Raw genomic sequence first — 22,667 nt, forward strand, 5'->3', positions numbered from 1 at the left:
AGATGAAACTTGAGTTGGGGTGCGTTCAGATTAACGACATTCAGTTTGCATCGGAATCAAAAGTGGAAAACGGAACTATTTATGTTAATGCAGAAGAGTTGAAGGCACTTTTGTTGGAAGATGAAAACCTGAAGTCCGTTGAGCTGGAGATTGCAAAACCAGGAGAGAGTGTCCGTATCATGCCAGTAAAGGACGTGATCGAGCCACGTGTAAAAGTCAACGGAGGTGGAAACTTATTCCCAGGCGTTATTTCCAAGGTGGAGACAGTGGGAAGCGGAAGGACCAACGTATTAAAGGGTTCCGCAGTTGTTACCACAGGTAAGATTGTTGGCTTCCAGGAAGGTATCATCGACATGTGCGGCGAGGGAGCTAAGTACACACCATTCTCCCAGTTAAACAACCTGGTTGTTGTATGCGAGCCAATTGACGGACTTGCAAAGCATGCTCATGAGAAGGCTGTCAGATTCGCAGGCCTGAAGGCTGCTGATTATATCGGCAAGCTGGCTAAGGACGTAGAGCCTGATGAAGTTAAGGTATATGAGACCTGTTCCGTTAAAGAAGGAATTGAAAAGTATCCTGAGCTTCCAAGAGTAGCTTACGTACTTATGCTTCAGAGCCAGGGCCTGATGCATGATACATATGTATACGGAGTAGATATGAAGCAGTCCCTGCCAACCATCTTAAACCCAACCGAATTAATGGATGGTGCTATCTTAAGCGGTAACTGCGTATCTGCATGCGATAAGAACACAACCTATCATCACCTTAACAATCCTGTTATCGCAGACTTATTTGAACAGCACGGAAAGACCCTGAACTTTGTAGGTGTAATCATCACCAACGAGAACGTATACCTTGCTGACAAGATGCGTTCTTCTGACTGGACATCCAAACTTTGCGAGTTCTTAGGCGTTGACGGCGCTATCGTTTCCCAGGAGGGCTTCGGTAACCCAGATACTGACCTTATCATGAACTGCAAGAAAATTGAAGCAAAAGGCGTTAAGACTGTTATCATCACAGATGAGTACGCAGGCCGCGACGGTGCTTCCCAGTCCTTAGCAGATGCAGATGCAAGCGCTAATGCTGTTGTTACAGGCGGAAACGCAAACATGGTCATCAACTTACCGGCAATGGATAAAGTAATCGGATATCCTGAGGTTGCTGATATCATTGCAGGCGGATTCGACGGAAGCTTACAGAAAGACGGTTCCATTGTTGCTGAGCTTCAGGTAATCACAGGAGCAACAAATGAGATGGGCTTCAATAAATTAAGTGCCAGATAGGAGGATAAGATGTCAAAGTTAAGAATTGTTCATTATATTAACCAGTTCTTCGCTAACATCGGCGGCGAGGAAAAGGCTGATTACCAGCCAGAATTAAGAGAAGGCATTGTAGGCCCTGGTATGGCGTTCAACCAGGCATTTGGAGAAGAAGCAGAAATCGTAGCTACCGTTATCTGCGGTGACTCCTATTTCAACGAGAACGTTGAAGCTGCTAAAAAGACCATTCTGGATATGATCAGCAGCCAGAAGCCAGACGCAGTTATCTGCGGACCGGCATTCAATGCAGGACGTTACGGCGTTGCCTGCGGTACTGTTGCACTGGCAGTTAAGGAAGAGTTAAACCTTCCGGTTCTGACTGGTATGTACAAAGAGAACCCAGGCGCTGACATGTACAAGACCAAAGTATATGTGGTTGAGACCAAGAACAGCGCAGCCGGCATGAGAAGTGCAGTTGCCACCATGGCTCCTCTGGCACTTAAGCTTGCCAAGGGTGAGAAGCTTGGTTCTTCCAAGGAAGAGGGCTATATGCCAAACGGCATCCGTGTCAACTTCTTTGAGGACAAGAGAGGCTCTCAGAGAGCAGTAGAGATGCTGATTAAGAAGCTGTCCGGCAAGGAATTCACAACCGAGTTCCCAATGCCTGACTTCGACAGAGTAGATCCGAATCCGGCTGTTAAAGATATGGCTCATGCAAAAATCGCTCTGGTTACCTCCGGCGGTATCGTACCAAAGGGCAACCCGGACCACATCGAGTCCTCCAGTGCTTCCAAGTACGGCAAGTATGACATCGACGGTGTCATGGACCTGACAGAAGCTACCTATGAGACTGCTCATGGCGGATATGATCCAGTATACGCAAACGAAGACGCAGACAGAGTCCTTCCTGTTGACGTTTTAAGAGAATTTGAAAAAGAAGGAAAAATCGGCAGCCTGCACAGATATTTCTATACCACAGTTGGAAACGGTACATCCGTAGCTAACTCCAAGAGATTCGCTGCAGAGTTCGCACAGGAGCTGAGGAATGACGGGGTAGATGCGGTCATTCTGACCTCTACCTGAGGTACCTGTACACGTTGCGGTGCAACGATGGTAAAAGAAATTGAAAGAGCAGGAATCCCTGTAGTTCATATTGCAACTGTAGTTCCGATTTCACTGACAGTAGGAGCTAACCGTATTGTTCCTGCTATCGCTATTCCTCATCCTCTTGGCAATCCTGCATTGACCATGGAAGAAGAGAAGGAAATCAGGAGACATATACTGACCAAGGCTCTGACAGCACTGGAGACTCCGGTTACAGAGCAGACTGTGTTTGAGTAAACCGTAATTTAGAAATCCGTAAAAAGAACATTGCCCGGTCCTTCCAATGGTGCCTAAAGTTACCATGGTATGATTCAACAACGTTCTGAAAATGGTGTAATTGCACAAAAAAGAGTTTGCAAACTGCCTGTTTAGTGATAAAATGTTATTTGAAGCGGCATTTTGTGAACCCTGAAATTCAATTGATGTGTAAGGAGATATTCTGATGGACAAGATTTATGATGTCATCATTCTGGGTGCAGGTCCTGGCGGACTTGCAGCTGGAATCTATGCAGGAAGAGCGCGTCTTGATACGCTGCTCATTGAAAAAGGAAAAGACGGCGGCCAGATTGCCATTACAGACGAGATTGAGAATTATCCCGGACAGATGGTAGACGGCGAGAGCGGTCCTTCCCTGATTGAAAGAATGACCAAGCAGGTAGAGAAGTTTGGAGCTGAGCGTGTCAGCGATACCATTGTCAGCGTTGATATCGAAGGTCCTGTAAAGACACTGGTTGGAAGCAACGGAACTTATAAGGCACGTACCCTGATCATTGCTACCGGCGCTTTCCCAAGGCCAATCGGCTGCAAGGGCGAGGGCGAGTTTATGGGCAAGGGTGTTTCCTACTGTGCAACCTGCGATGCTTCCTTCTTCGAGGATCTGGAAGTATTCGTAGTTGGCGGCGGCGACTCTGCTGTTGAGGAAGCCATGTACCTGACAAAGTTTGCAAGAAAAGTTACTGTTATCCATCGCCGTGATGAGCTGCGTGCGGCAAAATCCATCCAGGAGCGCGCGTTCAAGAATCCTAAGCTGTTCTTTATGTGGGATACAGTTGTGGAAGAGCTTCACGGAGACGGCATCCTTTCCGGCATGACTGTTAAGAATGTTAAGACAGGCGAGCTTACAAGAATTGATGCAGACGAAGACGACGGCCTGTTCGGCGTATTCGGCTTCATCGGATACAACCCAAGAAGCGAACTGTTCGAAGGCAAGTTGGAGATGGACCGCGGATACATCAAGACCGACGAAGACATGCACACCAATGTGGAAGGCGTGTACGCAGTTGGCGATATCCGTGTAAAGAGCTTAAGACAGGTTGTTACTGCTGCTGCAGACGGAGCAATCGCTTCCATGCAGGTTGAGAGATGGCTTGCAGAGCAGAAATAAGTGATTCATAGTTGAGAAAGGGAGGTAATACCAATGGTAGATTTAACCAAGGACAATTTTGAAGAAGAAGTATTGAAAGCTGAAGGCACAGTACTGGTTGACTTCTACGGTGACGGATGTGTACCATGCCAGGCTCTTATGCCACATATCCATGCTATGGAGGGTGATTACGGCGATAAGATCAAATTCACCTCTTTAAACACCACCAAGGCACGCCGTCTGGCAATCGGACAGAAGATTCTTGGTCTTCCTGTTATCGCTATCTACAAGGGCGGCGAGAAGGTTGCTGAGTGCGTTAAGGACGACGCAACTGTTGAGAACATCAAGGCTATGATTGAGGCTAACTTATAATTTGTCCTCAGACAACCGCATTATTTTACTAGCAACCGTCAATACTGACGTTTGTCTATATTATGGCGCCGGGGCAATACCCGGCAGCCAAATCAAATACCAAAAATAAAATAAGGAGGAAAACGGATATGGCAATTTTGAAAGACAAAAAAGTCATCATCATCGGAGACCGTGACGGTATTCCGGGACCAGCCATAGAAGAATGCGTAAAGACCGCAGGCGCTGAAGTTGTATATTCTTCAACTGAGTGCTTCGTCTGAACGGCCGCTGGTGCTATGGATCTGGAAAATCAGAAGAGAGTTAAAGATTTCGCTGAGCAGTACGGCGCTGAGAACATTGTAGTTGTTCTTGGAGCAGCAGAGGGTGAGGCAGCTGGTTTAGCTGCAGAAACCGTTACAGCAGGCGATCCTACTTTTGCAGGTCCTCTAGCAGGAGTCCAGTTGGGACTAAGTGTATTCCATGTTTGTGAGAACGAGATCAAAGATGAGGTTGACAGCAGCGTTTATGACGATCAGATCAGCATGATGGAGATGGTTATGGACGTTGATGACATCGCTAAGGAGATGTCTTCCATCAGAGAGCAGTATTGCAAATATTTATAATTAAAATGTAACAGTCCAGAACAGTTACATTAGATGTAATTCCCCGGGAGGCTCTTCATGGGGTCTCCGGGGGTTTTGTGCAATCAATGGGTTTTTATTGCACAACTATGCTAGTACTGCATTGCGCAAGTTCCAGTATGATACATAGCTGTACTTTGCGGCGGAGCGAAGGCGGCCGCGGACTGAGACTTGCGCAACGCAGTACTAGATGTCATAAATTATGGTGAGGTGAAGGAATGAACGGTTATGCAGTTTTAAAGGGTGCCAGCTATACATTGGCGGTTACACCTGATATGGTTATTCACAATGGTACAACACAGACAACAGAGATGATTGTTAATCCTGAGTCAGAATATTTGAAGGAACTTCCAAGCCATTTGAGAAGTTTTGAGGATGCCGTTAACTATATGCCGAACCAGGTATATATTGGCAATGAAAAGCCACAGAAAATGGCTGAGGTTGGATTCCCATGGTATGATAAATTAATGGATGGAGCCAGCAAGGACGGCAAGTACGGCGAGATCATGCCAGAGGATGAGTTCTACGGCCTGATTCAGATCTGCGACGTATTTGATCTGGTTAAACTGGAAAAGGGATTTGCAGCTGATGTTAAAGCTAAGCTGGACGCCCATCACATGTTCACAGACGAGCATGTAGCTATTCTTGATAAGAACAGCGAGACAACACAGGAAGAAATCGCTGCTCTGGTAAATGACGAGCATGCAGAGCCTCTGTACTTCAACAATGTACTGGTTGGCGCTGTTAAGAGAGCTCATGACGTGGATGTCAACTTATCCGCACACGTTATGTTAGAGAACCTGGTAACAAAGGCTTCTAACGTATTATCCTTACTTAACTTAGTAAAAAAAGCAGGAGTTAATCCCGCTGACATAGATTATGTTGTTGACTGCTGCGAGGAGGCCTGCGGCGATATGAACCAGAGAGGCGGCGGCAACTTTGCAAAGGCAGCTGCTGAGGTTGCTGGATTTGTCAACGCAACCGGTTCAGACGTAAGAGGCTTCTGTGCAGGACCAGCTCATGCAATGCTTCATGCAGCTGCCCTGGTAAAGGCAGGAACATTTAAGAACGTTGTGGTTACAGCAGGCGGCTGTACCGCTAAATTAGGTATGAACGGCAAGGACCATGTAAAGAAGGGACTTCCGATTCTGGAGGACGCTATCGCAGGATTCTCCGTATTAGTAAGCGCTGATGACGGCGTAAGCCCACAGATCAGAACTGATATCGTGGGACGCCACACCGTTGGAACAGGATCCGCTCCTCAGAACGTTATCTCTTCCCTGGTAACCAATCCTCTGGATGAGGCTGGTTTAAAGATTGTTGATATCGACAAGTACTCTCCTGAGATGCAGAATCCGGATATCACCAAACCCGCAGGCGCAGGCGATGTTCCTGAGGCTAACTACAAGATGATTGCTGCTCTTGGTGTTAAGAGGGGCGAATTACAGCGTAATGAGATTGCAGATTTCGTTAAGGAGCATGGTATGACCGGCTGGGCTCCAACCCAGGGACATATTCCTTCAGGCGTTCCTTACCTTGGACTTCTGAGAGACGAAATCCTGGCTGGCGAGACAAAGCGCGCCATGATTATCGGTAAGGGAAGCTTATTCCTTGGAAGAATGACCAATCTGTTCGACGGCGTATCATTCGTGGTTCAGGCCAACGATGGTTCTGCTTCAGAGGAGAACGGCGGCGTAGATGAGAGCAAGGTAAAGGCTATGATTGGCCAGGCCATGAGAGCGTTTGCCGAGGGTCTGATGGGCGAAGAGGAATAATTTTCACCGAGAGAAAGGAAATATGTTATGTCTGATAAGAAAATAAAAGCTATGATTGCTAATACTTTTCTTGAGGTGGCCGATGCTCTTGAAACAGGACAATATGGCAAAAAGCCGGTTATCGGCTTCGCCTCAGAAGGCAGCGAACATGGCCAGGATAATATAGAAGAAGCCATGAAGATTGCCGAGATGAAGGGACTTAAGGCTGTCCTGATCGAGGGGGAAGACCTTCATAAGAAGATGGAAGAAATGCTGGATTCCGGCGAGATTGACGGCGCTGTAACCATGCACTATCCATTCCCCATCGGTGTGTCCACAGTAGGAAAGGTTGTCACCCCAGGCAAGGGAAAGCCTATGTATATTGCCACCACCACAGGTACGTCCGACACAGACCGTATCAGCGGCATGGTTAAGAACGCAATCTATGGAATCATTGCAGCAAAGGCAGACGGTGTGGAGAACCCAACCGTAGGCATTGCCAACATTGACGGCGCACGCCAGACAGAGAAGGCACTTCTCAAGCTGGCTGAGAACGGCTATGATATTAACTTCGCAGAGTCCGTAAGGGCTGATGGCGGTATTGTCATGAGAGGAAATGACCTGCTGGGAGGAACACCCGACATCATGGTTATGGATTCCCTGACAGGCAACCTGATGATGAAGGTATTCTCTTCCTATACCACAGGCGGTAATTATGAGTCCTTAGGATTCGGTTACGGTCCCGGCGTGGGCGAGGGATATGACCGTCTTATCATGATTGTGTCACGTGCTTCCGGCGCGCCTGTAATTGCAGGAGCCATGGAGTATGCCACAAACCTGATTCGCCATGACTGGAAGAAGATTGCTGATGAAGAATTTGAGAAGGCAAATAAGGCCGGACTTAAGGATATCATCAACGAGTTAAAGTCCGCAGGCAAGAAGGACGCAGGCGCAGCAGCCGAGGAAGTGAAGATGCCTCCTAAGGAAGTAGTTACTTCACAGATTCCGGGTATCGAGGTAATGGACCTGGAGGACGCTGTTAAGGCGCTGTGGAAAGCCGGTATCTATGCTGAGAGCGGCATGGGATGCACAGGCCCCATCGTACTGATGTCTGATGCCAACAAGGATAAGGCACACGAGATTCTGAAGGCAGCCGGATACGTTAGCTAAGATAAAGCCATTCATTCATAAGTTATACATTTTCCGTGCCCGCGAAACATCGCTTTCGCGGGGCGGAAAATCAGAATAGATTTAAGTTTTCGCGATAACTTTTTTGAAAGTTTCGGATTGACATACAACTGAATACATGATAGTATATTAAAGTTAAATGCTATCCAAAAGATATGGAGGTAGATAGGTTGCTGGTGTGCCTCGCGGTCTTCAAAACCGTTGTGGGGGGTTAAGAGCCCTCTGGGTGGGTTCGATTCCCACCTCCTCCGTTTAAACCATATCTGTAGTGGAGGTAATATATGATGGAAGATAGAAGAGAGTTACTCCGAAAGATTCCGAAAATTGACGAGGTGCTGCAGGATGAGCGGCTCTTTTTTTTTACGGAAAGTACGCCCAGAGCAGTGATTGTGGACTCGGTCAGGGAAGTCATTGATGAGCTGAGAAAGGACATTCTGGAAGGCAGGCGGAGTCAGGTGGGGACCAAGGAAACGCTGATGACGGAAATTGTGGCCCGCATTACAGGCAAGAAGAAAAAGAGCCTGCGGCGGGTTATCAATGCAACCGGGGTGGTGCTGCACACCAACCTTGGAAGGGCAAATCTGTCGGACAAGGCCTGCGAGAGCATCATGGACGTGGCCAGAAATTATACCAATCTGGAATACGATGTGAAGCGCGGATCCAGAGGGTCACGCCATGACCATGTGGAAAAAATCCTCACCAAGATTACGGGAGCGGAAGCCGCCATGGTGGTCAATAACAACGCGGCGGCCACCATGCTCTGTCTCTCCGCCCTGGCAAAGGACAAGGAGGTCATTGTCTCCAGGGGGGAGCTGGTGGAAATCGGAGGTTCCTTCCGGGTGCCGGAAATCATGGAACAGAGCGGCGCCAGGCTGATGGATGTGGGAACAACAAACAAGACAAAGCCCTCGGATTATCTGAATGCCTACCATGAAGGTGAGACCGGCGCACTGATGAAGGTCCATACCAGCAACTACAGGATACTGGGCTTCACCCAGGAGGTGGAACTTCCTGAGATGGTGGAGCTGGGTAAGAAATTAAATCTTCCGGTTATCTACGATATGGGAAGCGGTCTCATGGCTGACCTGACAGACTGCGGGGTGGACGAGCCCACGGTTCTGGACGCCTTAAAGACCGGCATAGACGTGATTCTGTTCAGCGGGGACAAGCTGTTAGGCGGGCCTCAGGGCGGTATCATCGCAGGAAAGAAAGAGTACATTGATAAAATGAAGGCCCATCCCCTGGCAAGGGCGTTCCGGGTGGACAAGATGACGCTGGCGGCCATGGAGGCTACCTTCTTTGAGTATTCGGATATCCGCCAGGCCCGAAAGACCATACCGGTGCTGAACATGATAACCACACCGGCCGCAGAGCTTAAGGACAAGGCGGAGAGGCTGGCCGGGGAGATCCGCAGAACAACCCATCACTTCACCGTGGAGGTGGAGGCGTGCAAGGATCAGGTAGGCGGCGGTTCCGCCCCCACGGTGCTGTTGGACGGATATGCGGTGGCCGTTCAGGGCAGGACATTGGCGCCGGAGAAGATTGAGCGCCTTCTCCGCAAAGAGGAAATTCCAATTATTATAAGGATTACCCACAACCAGGTTTATCTGGATGTGAGGACCATCAGGGAAGATGAGTTTGAATATATTGTAGCAGCGTTTACCGCAATGGACAGCAGACAGGTTGAGGGGTGATGATATGCAAAATGTAATAGTGGGAACAGCCGGTCATGTGGACCACGGCAAGACATGTCTCATAAAGGCTCTTACAGGGACGGATACGGACAGGCTGAAGGAAGAGCAGAAAAGGGGAATAACCATTGAGCTGGGATTTGCCAACCTGCCCAATGACGCCGGAATCCATATTGGAATCATAGATGTACCGGGCCATGAGAAGTTTGTGAAGAACATGCTGGCAGGTATTGGCGGCATCGACCTGGTGCTTCTGGTGGTTGCCCTGGATGAGGGTGTTATGCCTCAGACGGTTGAGCATTTTGAGATTCTTAAGATGCTTCATATCAAGCAGGGCATTGTGGTGTTTACCAAGGCCGATCTGGTGGATGAGGACTGGGCTGAGCTTGTTAATGATGATGTGGACAATCTGGTTAAAGGTACCTTCATGGAAAAGGCTGACCGCATCCAGGTATCTGCCTATACCGGAAAAAATATTGATGTGCTGAAACAGATGATAGTGGATAAGGTAAGGGCGGCAGGCACCAGACGCCAGGAGAAGGAGCTGTTCCGTCTGCCTATAGACCGTGTATTTACAATGGAAGGATTCGGCACGGTTGTCACAGGAACCCTTTTGGAGGGCTGCTGCCAGGTAGGTCAGGAGGTGGAGCTTTATCCCACTGAGAAAACCGTGAAAATAAGGGAGATACAGACCCACGGCCACAAGGTGGACATGGCCTATGCCGGCCAGAGAACAGCCCTCAACCTGGTTAATATCAAGAAGGACGAGATTAACAGGGGAGATGTTCTGGCTGCTCAGGATTCCCTTTTGAAAAGCCAGTTCATAGACGCCAAGGTGCAGTTATTTTCCTCCACGGACAGGGAACTGAGAAACGGAGACAGGGTCCACATCAATTATGGTTCAGCCCAGGCCATATGCAAGGCAGTTCTCCTTGATAAGGATGTGCTGTCTGCCGGTGAGGAGGCTTACGTGCAGTTCCGGTTTGACGAGCCTGTGGCTGTGAGGAGGAATGACCGGTTTATTATCCGTTTTTATTCTCCCACCATTACCTTTGGCGGAGGCATCGTGCTGGAGGCTGAGGCGTTAAAGCATAAGAGGAATCATGAGGAAGTCATTGACAGCCTTCATATAAAGGAGCTGGGCACTGATTTAGAGGTCCTGGAGCTGGAGCTTAAGGAGGAGAGCCGGTACTTCCCGGTTCCTAAGATACTGGCCGCCAAGCTCAACTGGACCAATCAGGAAACAGAGGAACAGCTGGAGGTCCTGGTCAAGGGGAAGAAGGCTGTCCGCCTCAGCGACGGAAGCTTTATCCACAAGGATTACTGGAATGAAATCACGCAGTACGGCACCGAACTCCTGAATCAGTTCCACAAGGAGAATCCTATTTCCGACGGCATGGAGAAGGAAGAATTTAAGAGCCGTATATTGGATAATTTCAAAATCCGGGAGTCCAAGAAAGCAGATGTCCTCCTGAATGAGATGATTAAGCGCAGCATTACGGTCACCATGGCAAGCGCCATAGCGGCAGCCGGATTTAATGCTGAATATTCCCATGAGCTTAAGGGGATGTTAAAAGACATAGAGGACACATATCTGAAGGCAGGATATGAGATACCGGCCACGGACGATGTGATCGGTAAGTTCAAGGACAAGAAGATGGCCAAACAGATTGTAAATGATCTTGTGAAAAAGGGTACATTGATAAAGATAAATCCAGGCGCCTTGATTCACAAGGACAACTGGGACAAGGCCATGGGACTTCTTAAGGGATACTTTGATTCCCACCCGAACATTTCCCTGGGAGATTACAGGGATCTGCTGGGAACGTCCAGGAAGTATGCTGTTTTATTCCTGGAGTACTGCGACCAGCAGAAGATAACAAAGAAACAGGACGATGTACGTATCCTTGTCCAGAAGTCAAGGTAGGCGGCTATGGAATTCAGACAATTAGAAGCATTTGTAAATGCGGTAAAGTACAAAAGTTTTTCAAAGGCAGCAGATGCCACCTTTCTGACCCAGCCCACAATCAGTGCCCACATCAATAATCTGGAGAATGAGATGGGGACAACCCTTGTGAACCGCACAGGAAGGGAGATAACCCTGACAAAGCAGGGGGAGCTGTTTTACCCCTATGCCATTGATATGCTTCATACCCGGTCCCAGGCTCTGGCTACGGTACAGGCCCAGTGCGAGGCGATGGACGGTGTTTTGGATTTATATGCATCCAGCATTCCGGGGCAGTACTATCTGCCCCGGCTCATAGGGGAGTTTCATGCCAAATGCCCCAAAATCCGTTTTTATGTGGATCAGTCGGACAGTAAGACTGTGATTGAAAATGTCATGAGCCAGAAGGGCGAGATTGGACTCACAGGCTATAAGATGCATAACAGTCTGGTGTATGAGCCTGTGTTTATGGATGAGCTGGTGCTCATTGTGCCTGATACGGAGAGGTATGCCAGGTGGAAGATGGGGAGCACGGTGAGCTTCCGTGATTTTGAACATGAGACCTTTATCCTCCGGGAGGAAGGCTCAGGTACAAAACAGGAGATGGAAAAGGCGGAAATCCACGGTGTCCCAGTCTTTAAAAATGTGGACGTGATTGCCCGCATGAACAGCACCGAGACCATCAAACAGGCTGTGGCCGGAGGCCTGGGAATTTCCATCCTGTCCAGGATGGCTGCCGGGGAAAAGGAAGAAACCCACCGGATAAAGTATCTGAAGATAGACGGCCTGGACAAGAAACGGACCTTTTACATGGTATACAGCAAGAATATACGCCTCTCCCCGATAGCGGAAGCCTTCCGGGATCTTGTGATTGATTACAGGGACAGAAACTGGCAGCAGGATATCGGGCGGTTTATGTAAGGGTTTATGTAAGGGTACATGCAAGGTTTTCTGTAAGGATTTATGCAGGCTTATCCTGCATGGAATTTTGTATAGAAAATGTCTATAGTAAAAAAACATGCTATGTTTTTTTGAATTGGATTTGCCCCTTTCACTTTGGTAAGATGAAGGTAGTTTTACCAAAAGAAAAGGGGATATGATTATGAATCTGACAAGCTCTAAAAAGACGCTGCTCTTATCCGGAGTGGTACTGGGAATACTGGCATGTATTCTCGCTTACTTTGGCAATCCAAAGAACATGGCAATCTGCGTGGCCTGCTTTATCAGGGATTCCGCCGGTGCCATGAAGCTTCACACCGCGGCGGTGGTGCAGTATTTCAGGCCGGAAATCGTGGGTTTTGTCTGCGGTTCCTTCCTGATTGCCCTGGCTACCAGGGAATACCGTTCCACGGCAGGGTCGTCTCCCATGCTGCGCTTTATCCTGGGTGTTATCATGATGATTGGCTCCCTGGCATTTCTGGGATGTCCGCTGCGCATGGTAATCCGTATGGCAGCCGGTGATTTAAACGCATATGTGGGATTTCTCGGATTTGCAGCCGGTGTATTTACCGGAACTATCGCTTTAAAGCATGGATTTTCACTGGGACGGGCTCACGAAACCGGAAAGATAAACGGGGCAGTGCTTCCGGTTGTCCTGGTGGTGCTGTTTGTACTGAGCCTGACCACCACATTGTTTGCATTCAGTGAAAAGGGTCCGGGCAGCATGCATGCCCCTGCGCTTCTTGCCCTGGCTGTGGCCCTGCTGTTTGGCGCCATAGCGCAGAAATGCAGGACCTGTTTCGCAGGCAGTATCCGTGACGTCATTTTAATGAGGAATTTTGATTTGATTACTGTGATCGGCGGACTGTTTGCAGTCATGCTGGTGTTTAATCTGGCTACAGGCGGATTCAAGCTTTCCTTTGCAGGACAGCCGGTTGCACATTCACAACATATCTGGAATATTCTGGGACTTTACGCCGTTGGTTTCGCGGCTGTCCTGGCAGGCGGATGCCCGCTTCGCCAGCTGGTTTTAGCCGGTCAGGGTTCCTCTGATTCCGCTGTGACATTTCTTGGACTTTTGGTGGGAGCTGCTTTCTGCCACAACTTCGGGCTGGCAGCATCGGCAGCAGCTGCAGCTACCGCAGATGCGCCCGCAGCTCCGGGCGGTCTGGCCATGGCCGGTAAAGCCGCGGTCATTGGATGCATTGTTATTCTGTTTATTATCGGATTTATGCCAAAGCCGCAGGAAGGGAAATAGGAGGTAAGAGATATGTATGAAGTAGATGCAAGAGGTTTATCCTGTCCTGAGCCTGTGATGCTGACGGCAGCAGCCCTTAAGAAGCACAAGGGAGAGCCGGTGAAGGTGCTGGTCAGTGAACCTCATACCAGGATGAATGTTGAGAAATATGCAAAGAGCCAGGGTAAGACGGCCACAGTAACCAAAAAGGGGTCTGAATTTGAGATTGTGATTGAATAATACAGATGTCCCGGATTCACAGCGTGTCTGAACCAGGGCTTCTGAAACCGGATGCTGCAGTGGAAGGAAATCAGGCTGTTTGACCGCCTGGTGACAGTCTGCTGCAGCATATTTTAGATACGAAAGGATTTATGGGATGAGAAAAAAAGAACCAAAATTAATCATTACATTTCATACCACGGCAGAAGCCATTGCCATGGAGAAGCTTTGTAAGGAAAACCAAAAGACAGGAAGGATGATACCGGTTCCCAGGGAAATATCCGCGGGCTGCGGCCTTGCCTGGTGCTGCGAACCTGACATGGAACAGGAGATGTCTGAGTTCATGAAGGAAAAGGGCATGGAACATGAAGAAATGGTCCGGCTCATGTACTGATTTTTAGGTGTATGCCAACAGGTGCCCTGTCTTATGTATGAATGTTGGACGGACACCGGATTGTGATTGAAATTTCCCGATTGATTAGATGGGAAAGGGAGGCGCTATTATGATTTATTTTGACAATGCAGCTACTACCATGAGGAAGCCGGACTGTGTCATTGATGCAGTGGCGGACGCCATGAGGAATTTCGGCAATTCCGGCAGAGGGGCCCATGAGGCTTCCCTGGATGCGTCCAGGATGATTTATGAAACCAGGGAGAGAATTTCGGAGTTGTTTAACCTGGGAAATCCGCTGCAGGTTGCATTTACCAGTAATTCCACTGAAAGCCTGAACACGGCCATCCAGGGCCTGTTTTCAAAAGGGGACCATGTGATTACCACGGTACTGGAGCACAATTCCGTGCTTCGGCCTCTTTATCTGATGGAAAACCGGGGCGTCAGCCTGACGATTCTGCCCTGCGATGAAAAGGGTGTTCTGTGTTATGACCAGCTGGAGGAAAGCATACGGCCTGAGACAAAGGCAGTTGTGTGTACCCATGCCTCCAACCTGACCGGCAACCGGATGGATTTGGAGCGTGTTGGCGAACTCTGCCACAGACACGGAATCCGGCTGGTGGCAGACGCCTCCCAGACAGCGGGAGTCCTTCCCATTGACATGAAGAGGATGCATATAGACGTGCTGTGTTTTACCGGCCATAAGGGGCTTCTGGGCCCCCAGGGAACAGGCGGAATCTGCGTGGGAGACGGTATACGCATAAGACCCCTTAAGGCAGGGGGAAGCGGTGTTCATACCTATCTGAAGGAACATCCCGGGGACATGCCCACGGCCCTGGAGGCGGGGACGCTGAACGGCCATGGAATAGCAGGCCTCCATGCCGCCCTTGGCTTTATAAAGGAGACTGGGGTGGAAACCATTCACCGCAGAGAGGCAGAACTGATGCGCCGGTTTTATGACGGTGTGGTACAGATACCGGGAGTCCGGGTGTACGGTGATTTCACCTCTGATGAAAGGGCTGCCATTGTGGCCCTGAATATCGGGGATTACGATTCCTCAGAGGTCAGCGATGAACTGGCTGTCACTTATGGAATCTCCACCCGCCCCGGCGCCCACTGCGCGCCTCTGATGCATGAATCCTTTAAGACCGTGGAACAGGGCATGGTGCGGTTCAGCTTTTCTTACTTTAACACGGAGGAAGAGATCGATGCCGGGATTCAGGCAGTGAGGGAATTGGCGGCAGAGGAGTAGTCCGGACATATGATATAAAAATGGTGCAGAATCGGTGTTATAAGCCAGCTTAACATCTGATTCTGCACCATTTTTTGGATCTCGGTTTTGGTCCTCTAAAGGCCGGGCAAACTGCGGCAATTAAAAAATATATTTATTTTCCTTGACTTTTAATGATGCTGTGACTATAATGATAATAGGAACTATTATTATTTATAAGAGGTATATGATCAGCCTGATTCGATGCAGCAATTTACCGGATGTATCCAATTAGGGGAGCATAGAATGCCCCTATAAACACAAAAGAGAAGGAGGTTTTACATGAGAAGTATCACAACGTTGGATTTACAGTACGCACACAGGTTTTATGGTTTTAAAGGTGAAGCACAGTATCTGCACGGACACACAGGCATATTAACATTAGAGGTGGAGGACACGGTGAATGCAGGCGTCAATATGGTATTCCCCTGCAACGAGATCCAGAAAACAGCGTGGGAGGTTTTAAAGAACTTTGACCATGCCACGATTTTACGGGAGGATGATCCGTTGCTTCCCGCCCTCCTTGGGGTATATGAAGCTCAGGGTATCAAGGACGGTGCTCCCAACAATATTATGAAAGGTCCTGCTTTCAAAACAGATCTTGCAACAGCGTATCCGGAATGCCGTCTGGTTGTAACAAAAGAAACCATGACAGTGGAGGGCATGATTAAAATTGTCTATGATCTGTTAAAAGACAAATTAAACATCGTTAAAATAACCTTCACAAGCGGTGTAAACGCTGCGTCTGAGGAATTTAAGCCCCAGAGGACAATGGAGCGCTGCCCGTTATGCGGCATTGCTTTAGATGAAAATGGTGTCTGCCCGAAATGCGGTTACAGGAAATAGAACTGGTACGGAAAACGGGAAGCAGGAATGATTTAAGCTGATAGTTGGAATTAAGAGATTGCTGCGGCAGGTATACTGCCGCGGCTATTTTTTATATCCGCAGAAAATACGTTTGGTTGGATAATATGCATATATAAATATTAAAAATAGCATAAAATATATGCAATAGTTCAGAATAACAAAAGAAATGTAAGAATAACAAATGGAAAAACGCACAGTAAAGTCATATAATATGACTATCGGAGGTAAAAACTCCCAATGAATACGTGAACTGAAAATATGATATAAAAGGAGAGGTGTATTATGAAGAAACGGTTTTTAACAGCTTCACTGGCAACAATGATGGTTTTAAGCCTGGCAGCATGCGGCGGCGGGAAGGCGGCCGACACAACAACAGCTCCGGCAGCAACAGAGGCACCGGCAGATACCAAGGCTGAGGACAAAGCAGAGGAAACTAAGGCAGAGGAGACAAAGGCAGAAGCGGAAGCAGCAGGTGAGAAGGCTCCTGAGGATTATAAGGGAACCGTGGTTGTATATTCGCCCCATGACGCGGATCCTCTGAATGCAGGTGTTAACCTGTTTATGGAGAAGTATCCTAATGTTAAGGTAGAGGTAGTGGCGGCAGGTACCGGCGAGCTGTGCAACCGTATTGCAGCTGAGACAGCCAATCCCATTGCAGATGTACTGTGGGGCGGAGGCGCTGACTCCCTGGCAGCTTTCAAGGAATATTTTGAGCCATATGTATGTGCTAACGACGAATTCATAGGCGCTGCTTACAAGGATCCGGACGGACTGTGGATTGGCGAGAGCCCGCTGCCAATGGTTATCTTCTATAACAAGGACCTGATTGAGAAGGATGGCCTGACCATTCCTGAGACATGGGAAGACCTGACAAAGCCTGAGTGGAAGGGAAAGATTGCGTACTGTCTGCCATCCAAATCCGGTTCCGCTTACACACAGCTGTGTACCATGATTCTGGGCCATGGCGGCAAGGAAGACGGATGGGATTTCATCAAGAAATTATATGACAACCTGGATGGAAAGATTGTTGACTCTTCAGGCAAGTGCCATAAGATGGTGGCTGACGGTGAGTTCTATGTGGGACTGACCCTGGAGAAGGCTGCTGTGCAGTACAAGGATGACCCGTCGGTAGGTTTTGTATATCCTAAGGATGGAACCAGCGCTGTGCCGGATGGAGTGGCCCTGGTTAAGGGATGCCCGAATGAGGAGAACGCCAAGCTGTTTATTGATTTCGTTACATCCAAAGAGTGCCAGACCGAGCAGAGCGGAAACTGGGGACGCCGTCCTGTAAGAAGCGACATGGAAGTTGGCGAAGGCATGGCTAAACTGGAAGATATTCCGCTGGTTGATTATGACTTTGACTGGGCAGCCAATGAGAAGGAAGCCATCATTGAGCATTTCAATGATATCATGGTAGATTAAACCTGTGGGAGTATTGCTTATAGATAAGCAGTAGAGATATAGAATCAGAGCAACACGGTGAAAAGGCTGTCCGGGCCCGGAAGGGCGGGACAGTCTTTCACGTAAAGGATAGGATTGAATCAGGATTGGAAGATGGGCCGGGAGAAGGCAGCGTCAGCATATAAGGAGGAAACTGGTATGAGCCATGGAGTTATCATAAAGGACGCCGTTAAGAGGTACGGTGATTTTACAGCGTTAAAGGGAGTGAATCTGGAGATAAAACAGGGCGAATTTTTTACACTGTTAGGGCCCTCCGGATGCGGCAAGACCACGCTGCTTAGAATGATAGCGGGTTTTAACAGCGTGGACGGCGGAGAAATCTGCTTTGACGACAAGGTTATCAATAACCTGGAGGCCCACAAAAGGGATATCGGCATGGTGTTCCAGAATTATGCCATTTTCCCCCATCTGACTGTGGCAGAGAATGTGGCCTATGGTTTAAAGGCAAAAAAGTATCCCAAGGACCAGATTCCCGGCAAGGTGGAGGAGGCTCTTGACCTGGTTCAGATTAAGAATCTGAAAGACAGAAAGCCCAACGAGCTGTCCGGCGGGCAGCAGCAGAGGGTGGCCCTTGCAAGGGCATTTGTCATAGAGCCGGGCGTGCTGTTAATGGATGAACCCCTGTCCAACCTGGACGCAAAGCTCAGGGTACAGATGAGGACAGTCATTAAAAAGCTGCAGCGCCGCCTGGGAATTACCACCATCTATGTGACCCATGACCAGGAGGAGGCACTGGCCATCTCTGACCGTATCGCGGTTATCAAAGAGGGCGAGGTGATGCAGGTGGGTTCCCCGGAGAATATATACAAAAAACCGCAGAATACATTTGTGGCAGGATTCATAGGGGTTTCCAATTTCGTGGAATGTGATGTGAACGGCGAAAATCCGGCAGCGGCAGTTCTTGATATTAAGGGAGAGTGCACGATTACATGCAGTCTCAAGGCACCTTTTAAGGGAAAAGGAATCATTTCTGCCAGGCCGGAGCAGCTGTTCTTTGATGAAAAGGAAGGTCTGCCGGGAAAAATTGTTATATCCACCTTCCTGGGTGATTTCATTGAATATGAGATTGAACTGGATAACGGACAGACCGTACAGCTTAACGAGTACACCAAGGATGTCCGCGAGCTGCGCCCGGACGGACAGCGGGTCAAGGTCAACTTTGATATCAACGCGGTAGGCGTTTACGACGCCGGAACCCAGGAGGTGATTTCATGGTAAAGTCGCGCAAAAAGCTGGACTTTTGGTTCTGGGTCAAGGTACTGGTAGTGGGGTTTATGCTGATTTTCCTGTTTTATCCCTTCTGTACCCTGATAACACGAAGCTTTTTTTCAAAAAATGCGGCTGGTTTTACCCTGGAGAACTATATCCGGTTCTTTACAAAAAAATACTATTACAATGCCCTGGGGCGAAGCCTGTTCGTATCCGTGGTCACCACACTCACAACCTTAGTGGTGGGTGTGCCCATTGCCTATGTTATGTCCAGGTATAATGTGGTGGGAAAAAGGTTTATCCACATTTTTATCATCATGAGCCTGATGAGCCCGCCGTTTATCGGGGCTTACAGCTGGATTACCCTGTTTGGACGTTCCGGTTTTATCACCAGCCTGTTTGCCAATATCGGTATCCATCTGCCCAGTATTTACGGCAAATTGGGTATTATTATCGTATTTACCTTTAAGCTCTTCCCCTATGTGTACCTGTACACGTCAGGGGCCATGGGAAGCATAGATTCCAGCCTGGAGGAGGCTGCGGAGAATCTGGGAAGCAATAAGCTGCGCAGGCTGTGGACCATTACCCTGCCCGTGGTGCTTCCATCCATTGCAGCAGGAGCCATTATGGTATTCATGACCAGCCTGGCTGATTTCGGAACCCCCATGCTCATCGGCGAAGGCTATATGGTGCTTCCGGTTCTGGTATACAATGAATATATGAGTGAGATTGGCGGCAACGCCCATCTGGCCAGCGCATTGTCTGTTATTATCGTGATCTGCTCCACCACAGTGCTGCTGGTGCAGAAGTATTATGTATCCAGAAAGAATTACGTCATGACAGCCATGCGTCCCCCCAAGGAAGAAGTGCTTCACGGATTCAAGCGTTTCCTGGCCACATTCCCTGTGATGCTGGTCACCTTTGTGGGAATCCTGCCGCAGATTGTGGTGCTTATCACCAGCTTTATCAAATGTGATTTCACGGGCTTCCAGAAAGGATTCAGCCTGGGCAGCTATATCACCATATTCAACCGTCTGTGGACCAACATCAGGAATACATTTGTATTTTCCACGGTTGCCATTGTGTTCATTATAGCGCTGGGTATGCTGATTTCCTATATAGTGGTCCGCCAGAAGGGCGTGGCCGGGCAGCTGATGGATTTAATTATTATGTTCCCCTTTGTTATTCCGGGAGCTGTTCTGGGTATCAGCTTAATCGTTGCGTTTAATAAGCCACCGGTGGTTCTTACAGGTACGGCCCTGATCATCATTATCGCCTTTGTGGTCAGAAAATTGCCCTATACGGTGCGATCGGGTAGCGCCTTCCTGCAGCAGATGGACCCAAGTGTGGAGGAGGCGTCCATCAGTCTGGGCGTGTCACCTATGAAAACCTTCGGCAAGGTAACGGCAAGGCTCATGGCGCCCGGTGTGCTGTCCGGAGCCATCCTCAGCTGGATTACCTGTATCAATGAGCTGTCATCCAGCGTCATGCTCTATGGGGGCAAGACAAGTACCATCTCTGTAGCAATTTATACTGAGGTGGTCCGCAACAGCTATGGTACGGCGGCAGCGCTGGCCTCCATTCTGACTGTGAGTACGGTTGTCATGCTGCTGATATTCCTGAAGGTGAGCAAAGGAAAGGTGTCAATCGTGTAGTATGTGCAAAAGCCTGAAGCGTTTTGTGGAAACCTTCAGGCTTTTATGAGGAAAATGAGGAGAAAACATATGGTAAAGTTCGGGACAGGCGGCTGGAGAGCCATCATTGGGGAAGAATTTACAAAGGAAAACATACAAAAGCTGGCGCTGGCCATATGCCTTAAGATGAAGGCAGAGGGTGTGGAGGGTCAGGGCGTTGTCATGGGGTATGACAGGCGGTTCCTTTCAAAAGAGGCCATCATATGGTCCTGCGAAATATTTGGAAACCAGGGAATCCGGGTGTGGTTTGTAAACCGCAGCTCGCCCACTCCGCTGGTAATGTTCTATGTGATGAAGCATGAGCTGAGCTACGGCATGATGGTGACAGCCAGCCATAATCCGGCCATCTATAACGGTATCAAGGTGTTTACATACGGGGGAAGGGACGCGGATGAGAAGCAGACAGCAGAGATTGAGTATTACCTGGAACAGGCAGAGGAACTTTATCTTCCCAATGAGGAGGAAAACGGACAGATGCCGCCGCCATCCTACCTGGAGCTTGTAAGGAAGGGCATGGTCAGGGAAATCAATCCCATGAATGAGTATCTGGATAACATCATATCCGTGATCAACATGGACGCCATCAAAGAGCGAGATTTGCGCATTGCCATTGATCCCATGTACGGTGTGAGCCTGACGGCTCTGAGCACCATTCTTTCCATTGCAAGGTGTACCATAGAAACCATTAATTCCAGGCACGACACCCTGTTCGGCGGAAAGATGCCGGCGCCCACAGAGCGGACTCTGCGGAATCTCCAGAATTATGTGCTGGACCGGTATTGCGATATCGGCATTGCCACGGACGGAGATGCGGACAGACTGGGAGTCATTGATGACCAGGGACATTATCTCCACGCAAACAACATACTGGTCATGCTCTATTACTATCTGCTGAAATACAAGGGGTGGCGGGGACCTGCTGTGCGCAACCTGGCAACCACCCATGTGCTGGACAAGGTGGCAGAGAGCTTTGGGCAGAAATGCTACGAGGTGCCGGTGGGGTTCAAGCATATATCCGCGAAAATGCAGGAAACGGATGCCATTATAGGAGGCGAGTCCTCAGGCGGACTGACGGTAAAGGGCCATATACACGGAAAGGACGGCATCTATGCGGCGGCCCTTCTGGTGGAGATGATAGCTGTCAGCGGGAAGAGGCTGTCGGAGATAGCGGCGGATATCAGGAAGGAATATGGAGCCATCCATATGGCGGAGCGGGATTACAGGTTTACGCCAGAGGAAAAGGAACGAATCCATAACATCCTTATGGAGGAACGGAAACTGCCGGAAATGCCCTTTGAGACAGACCATGTTTCTTATATGGACGGATGCAAGGTATATTTTAAGAACGGCGGCTGGGTTATTGCCAGATTCTCTGGTACGGAACCGCTGCTTCGCATATTCTGTGAGATGGAATATGAACCGGATACAGTCAGGGTGTGCAATCTGTTTGAAGAATATCTGGGACTGTAGGAACAGGCCGGATAGACAGGAGATATAAAAATGGTAATCAAACCCCATCATTTTATGGACATTATCAAGCTGTATGGAGGCGGAATCCAGGTTTTTGTACCGGATACGGATTACGGCCATGATTTTTACCGGGCAGCAAATGAGATTATAGGGAATCACCGGATACAGATAAAAGTCACATCCGGGGCTGATGATATATGCGGGCCATGCAGGTTCCTGGGCAGTGACAAAACATGTACGGATTGTATTTCACATATAAAGGGAATCCGTTCCAAGAATAGCTACAATAAGATGCTGGATTGCCGCATCATGGATATTCTTGGCCTGGGTGAGGACGCTGTGTATACAGCTGAGGAATTGTGCCGGATAATGGGAGACTGTCCGGGGCTGGTGGCGGATGTGTGGAAGGAGGAAGCCGAAGCCTGCCGGGAAACGGCAAGGAAACGGCAGCAGCTGTTTGAGGCAGGGGTGAGAAAATATTTGGATCAGGGTAATGAAGTTATATGAATTGTGATTTAAGCAGTAATGTGTGAGGAAGGCTGCGGTTTCGTTGGCATGTGCCGGTGGAATTGCAGCCTTTTTTTGTGGATGAAGATGTAACTGTTTTGTATCGG

Annotated in this window: 20 protein-coding genes and 1 tRNA gene; all 21 read left to right on the top strand. The window is 48.9% G+C overall.

Annotation, left to right across the window (positions count from 1 at the left end):
• Positions 1-2 precede the first annotated feature (2 nt).
• The 21 genes from CGC65_RS00205 (at position 3) to CGC65_RS00300 (ending at position 22,560) form a co-directional block, all read left to right on the top strand.
• Complete coding sequence (locus CGC65_RS00205) at positions 3-1,283, top strand: glycine/sarcosine/betaine reductase component B subunit (RefSeq protein ID WP_002565760.1); 1,281 nt, start codon at positions 3-5, stop codon at positions 1,281-1,283.
• A 9-nt stretch (positions 1,284-1,292) separates the two neighbouring features.
• Complete coding sequence (grdB, locus tag CGC65_RS00210) at positions 1,293-2,600, top strand: glycine reductase complex selenoprotein B (RefSeq protein ID WP_080548684.1); 1,308 nt, start codon at positions 1,293-1,295, stop codon at positions 2,598-2,600.
• Positions 2,601-2,805: 205 nt separating this feature from the next.
• Positions 2,806-3,747, top strand: coding sequence for a thioredoxin-disulfide reductase (gene trxB / locus CGC65_RS00215; RefSeq protein WP_002565762.1), 942 nt, complete (start codon positions 2,806-2,808; stop codon positions 3,745-3,747).
• A gap of 33 nt (positions 3,748-3,780) precedes the next feature.
• Positions 3,781-4,098 (top strand): thioredoxin TrxA, encoded by a 318-nt coding sequence (gene trxA / locus CGC65_RS00220; protein WP_002565763.1) that lies wholly within the window; start codon positions 3,781-3,783, stop codon positions 4,096-4,098.
• Positions 4,099-4,226: 128 nt separating this feature from the next.
• On the top strand, positions 4,227-4,700 hold the full coding sequence (gene grdA, locus CGC65_RS00225; protein WP_080548683.1) for a glycine/sarcosine/betaine reductase complex selenoprotein A: 474 nt from the start codon (positions 4,227-4,229) through the stop codon (positions 4,698-4,700).
• A gap of 236 nt (positions 4,701-4,936) precedes the next feature.
• Entirely contained in the window at positions 4,937-6,493 is a 1,557-nt protein-coding gene (gene grdC, locus CGC65_RS00230; protein ID WP_002565766.1) for a glycine/sarcosine/betaine reductase complex component C subunit beta, read from the top strand.
• A gap of 27 nt (positions 6,494-6,520) precedes the next feature.
• Positions 6,521-7,642 carry a glycine/sarcosine/betaine reductase complex component C subunit alpha gene (grdD, locus tag CGC65_RS00235; protein ID WP_002565767.1) on the top strand — a complete coding sequence of 374 codons (1,122 nt, stop codon included), beginning with the start codon at positions 6,521-6,523 and terminating at the stop codon, positions 7,640-7,642.
• Between the two features lie 175 nt (positions 7,643-7,817).
• A tRNA-Sec gene (locus tag CGC65_RS30830) sits at positions 7,818-7,911 on the top strand.
• Positions 7,912-7,941: 30 nt separating this feature from the next.
• The gene (gene selA / locus CGC65_RS00240) at positions 7,942-9,354 is read left to right on the top strand and encodes an L-seryl-tRNA(Sec) selenium transferase (RefSeq protein ID WP_002565768.1); all 1,413 of its coding nucleotides are present in this window, start codon (positions 7,942-7,944) and stop codon (positions 9,352-9,354) included.
• Positions 9,355-9,358: 4 nt separating this feature from the next.
• A complete protein-coding gene (gene selB, locus CGC65_RS00245) occupies positions 9,359-11,278 on the top strand; it encodes a selenocysteine-specific translation elongation factor (protein ID WP_002565769.1) in 1,920 nt (639 codons plus the stop codon).
• Between the two features lie 6 nt (positions 11,279-11,284).
• Positions 11,285-12,217, top strand: a complete 933-nt coding sequence (locus tag CGC65_RS00250) for a selenium metabolism-associated LysR family transcriptional regulator (RefSeq protein ID WP_002565770.1) — start codon at positions 11,285-11,287, stop codon at positions 12,215-12,217.
• A 181-nt stretch (positions 12,218-12,398) separates the two neighbouring features.
• On the top strand, positions 12,399-13,493 hold the full coding sequence (yedE, locus tag CGC65_RS00255; protein WP_002565771.1) for a YedE family putative selenium transporter: 1,095 nt from the start codon (positions 12,399-12,401) through the stop codon (positions 13,491-13,493).
• Positions 13,494-13,505: 12 nt separating this feature from the next.
• Positions 13,506-13,712, top strand: a complete 207-nt coding sequence (locus tag CGC65_RS00260) for a sulfurtransferase TusA family protein (protein ID WP_002565772.1) — start codon at positions 13,506-13,508, stop codon at positions 13,710-13,712.
• Positions 13,713-13,848: 136 nt separating this feature from the next.
• Positions 13,849-14,085: a putative Se/S carrier protein gene (locus tag CGC65_RS00265; protein ID WP_002565773.1), complete on the top strand. Its 237-nt coding sequence runs from the start codon at positions 13,849-13,851 to the stop codon at positions 14,083-14,085.
• A gap of 109 nt (positions 14,086-14,194) precedes the next feature.
• Positions 14,195-15,334: an aminotransferase class V-fold PLP-dependent enzyme gene (locus tag CGC65_RS00270; RefSeq protein WP_002565774.1), complete on the top strand. Its 1,140-nt coding sequence runs from the start codon at positions 14,195-14,197 to the stop codon at positions 15,332-15,334.
• A 300-nt stretch (positions 15,335-15,634) separates the two neighbouring features.
• The gene (locus tag CGC65_RS00275; RefSeq protein ID WP_002565775.1) at positions 15,635-16,198 is read left to right on the top strand and encodes a 6-pyruvoyl trahydropterin synthase family protein; all 564 of its coding nucleotides are present in this window, start codon (positions 15,635-15,637) and stop codon (positions 16,196-16,198) included.
• Positions 16,199-16,501: 303 nt separating this feature from the next.
• Positions 16,502-17,641 (top strand): ABC transporter substrate-binding protein, encoded by a 1,140-nt coding sequence (locus CGC65_RS00280; protein ID WP_002565776.1) that lies wholly within the window; start codon positions 16,502-16,504, stop codon positions 17,639-17,641.
• A 177-nt stretch (positions 17,642-17,818) separates the two neighbouring features.
• Positions 17,819-18,898, top strand: a complete 1,080-nt coding sequence (locus tag CGC65_RS00285) for an ABC transporter ATP-binding protein (protein WP_021893583.1) — start codon at positions 17,819-17,821, stop codon at positions 18,896-18,898.
• Positions 18,892-20,544, top strand: coding sequence for an ABC transporter permease (locus tag CGC65_RS00290; protein WP_002565778.1), 1,653 nt, complete (start codon positions 18,892-18,894; stop codon positions 20,542-20,544). Before CGC65_RS00285 ends, CGC65_RS00290 begins: the two co-directional genes overlap by 7 nt.
• 69 nt (positions 20,545-20,613) lie before the next feature.
• Complete coding sequence (locus CGC65_RS00295; RefSeq protein WP_002565779.1) at positions 20,614-22,053, top strand: phosphoglucomutase/phosphomannomutase family protein; 1,440 nt, start codon at positions 20,614-20,616, stop codon at positions 22,051-22,053.
• Positions 22,054-22,083: 30 nt separating this feature from the next.
• Positions 22,084-22,560 (top strand): hypothetical protein, encoded by a 477-nt coding sequence (locus tag CGC65_RS00300; protein WP_002565780.1) that lies wholly within the window; start codon positions 22,084-22,086, stop codon positions 22,558-22,560.
• Positions 22,561-22,667: the final 107 nt, after the last annotated feature.

This window comes from Enterocloster bolteae (assembly GCF_002234575.2).
GTDB lineage: Bacteria > Bacillota > Clostridia > Lachnospirales > Lachnospiraceae > Enterocloster > Enterocloster bolteae.

Bases quoted from the DNA above. Each gene is read 5' to 3' on its own strand.
- CGC65_RS00285 (WP_021893583.1), top strand. From the start codon at position 17,819: ATGAGCCATGGAGTTATCATAAAGGACGCCGTTAAGAGGTACGGTGAT.
- CGC65_RS00205 (WP_002565760.1), top strand. From the start codon at position 3: ATGAAACTTGAGTTGGGGTGCGTTCAGATTAACGACATTCAGTTTGCA.
- CGC65_RS00275 (WP_002565775.1), top strand. From the start codon at position 15,635: ATGAGAAGTATCACAACGTTGGATTTACAGTACGCACACAGGTTTTAT.
- yedE (WP_002565771.1), top strand. From the start codon at position 12,399: ATGAATCTGACAAGCTCTAAAAAGACGCTGCTCTTATCCGGAGTGGTA.
- CGC65_RS00280 (WP_002565776.1), top strand. From the start codon at position 16,502: ATGAAGAAACGGTTTTTAACAGCTTCACTGGCAACAATGATGGTTTTA.
- grdC (WP_002565766.1), top strand. From the start codon at position 4,937: ATGAACGGTTATGCAGTTTTAAAGGGTGCCAGCTATACATTGGCGGTT.
- CGC65_RS00295 (WP_002565779.1), top strand. From the start codon at position 20,614: ATGGTAAAGTTCGGGACAGGCGGCTGGAGAGCCATCATTGGGGAAGAA.
- CGC65_RS00265 (WP_002565773.1), top strand. From the start codon at position 13,849: ATGAGAAAAAAAGAACCAAAATTAATCATTACATTTCATACCACGGCA.
- CGC65_RS00270 (WP_002565774.1), top strand. From the start codon at position 14,195: ATGATTTATTTTGACAATGCAGCTACTACCATGAGGAAGCCGGACTGT.
- CGC65_RS00300 (WP_002565780.1), top strand. From the start codon at position 22,084: ATGGTAATCAAACCCCATCATTTTATGGACATTATCAAGCTGTATGGA.
- grdD (WP_002565767.1), top strand. From the start codon at position 6,521: ATGTCTGATAAGAAAATAAAAGCTATGATTGCTAATACTTTTCTTGAG.
- trxB (WP_002565762.1), top strand. From the start codon at position 2,806: ATGGACAAGATTTATGATGTCATCATTCTGGGTGCAGGTCCTGGCGGA.
- CGC65_RS00290 (WP_002565778.1), top strand. From the start codon at position 18,892: ATGGTAAAGTCGCGCAAAAAGCTGGACTTTTGGTTCTGGGTCAAGGTA.
- selB (WP_002565769.1), top strand. From the start codon at position 9,359: ATGCAAAATGTAATAGTGGGAACAGCCGGTCATGTGGACCACGGCAAG.
- selA (WP_002565768.1), top strand. From the start codon at position 7,942: ATGATGGAAGATAGAAGAGAGTTACTCCGAAAGATTCCGAAAATTGAC.
- CGC65_RS00260 (WP_002565772.1), top strand. From the start codon at position 13,506: ATGTATGAAGTAGATGCAAGAGGTTTATCCTGTCCTGAGCCTGTGATG.
- trxA (WP_002565763.1), top strand. From the start codon at position 3,781: ATGGTAGATTTAACCAAGGACAATTTTGAAGAAGAAGTATTGAAAGCT.
- CGC65_RS00250 (WP_002565770.1), top strand. From the start codon at position 11,285: ATGGAATTCAGACAATTAGAAGCATTTGTAAATGCGGTAAAGTACAAA.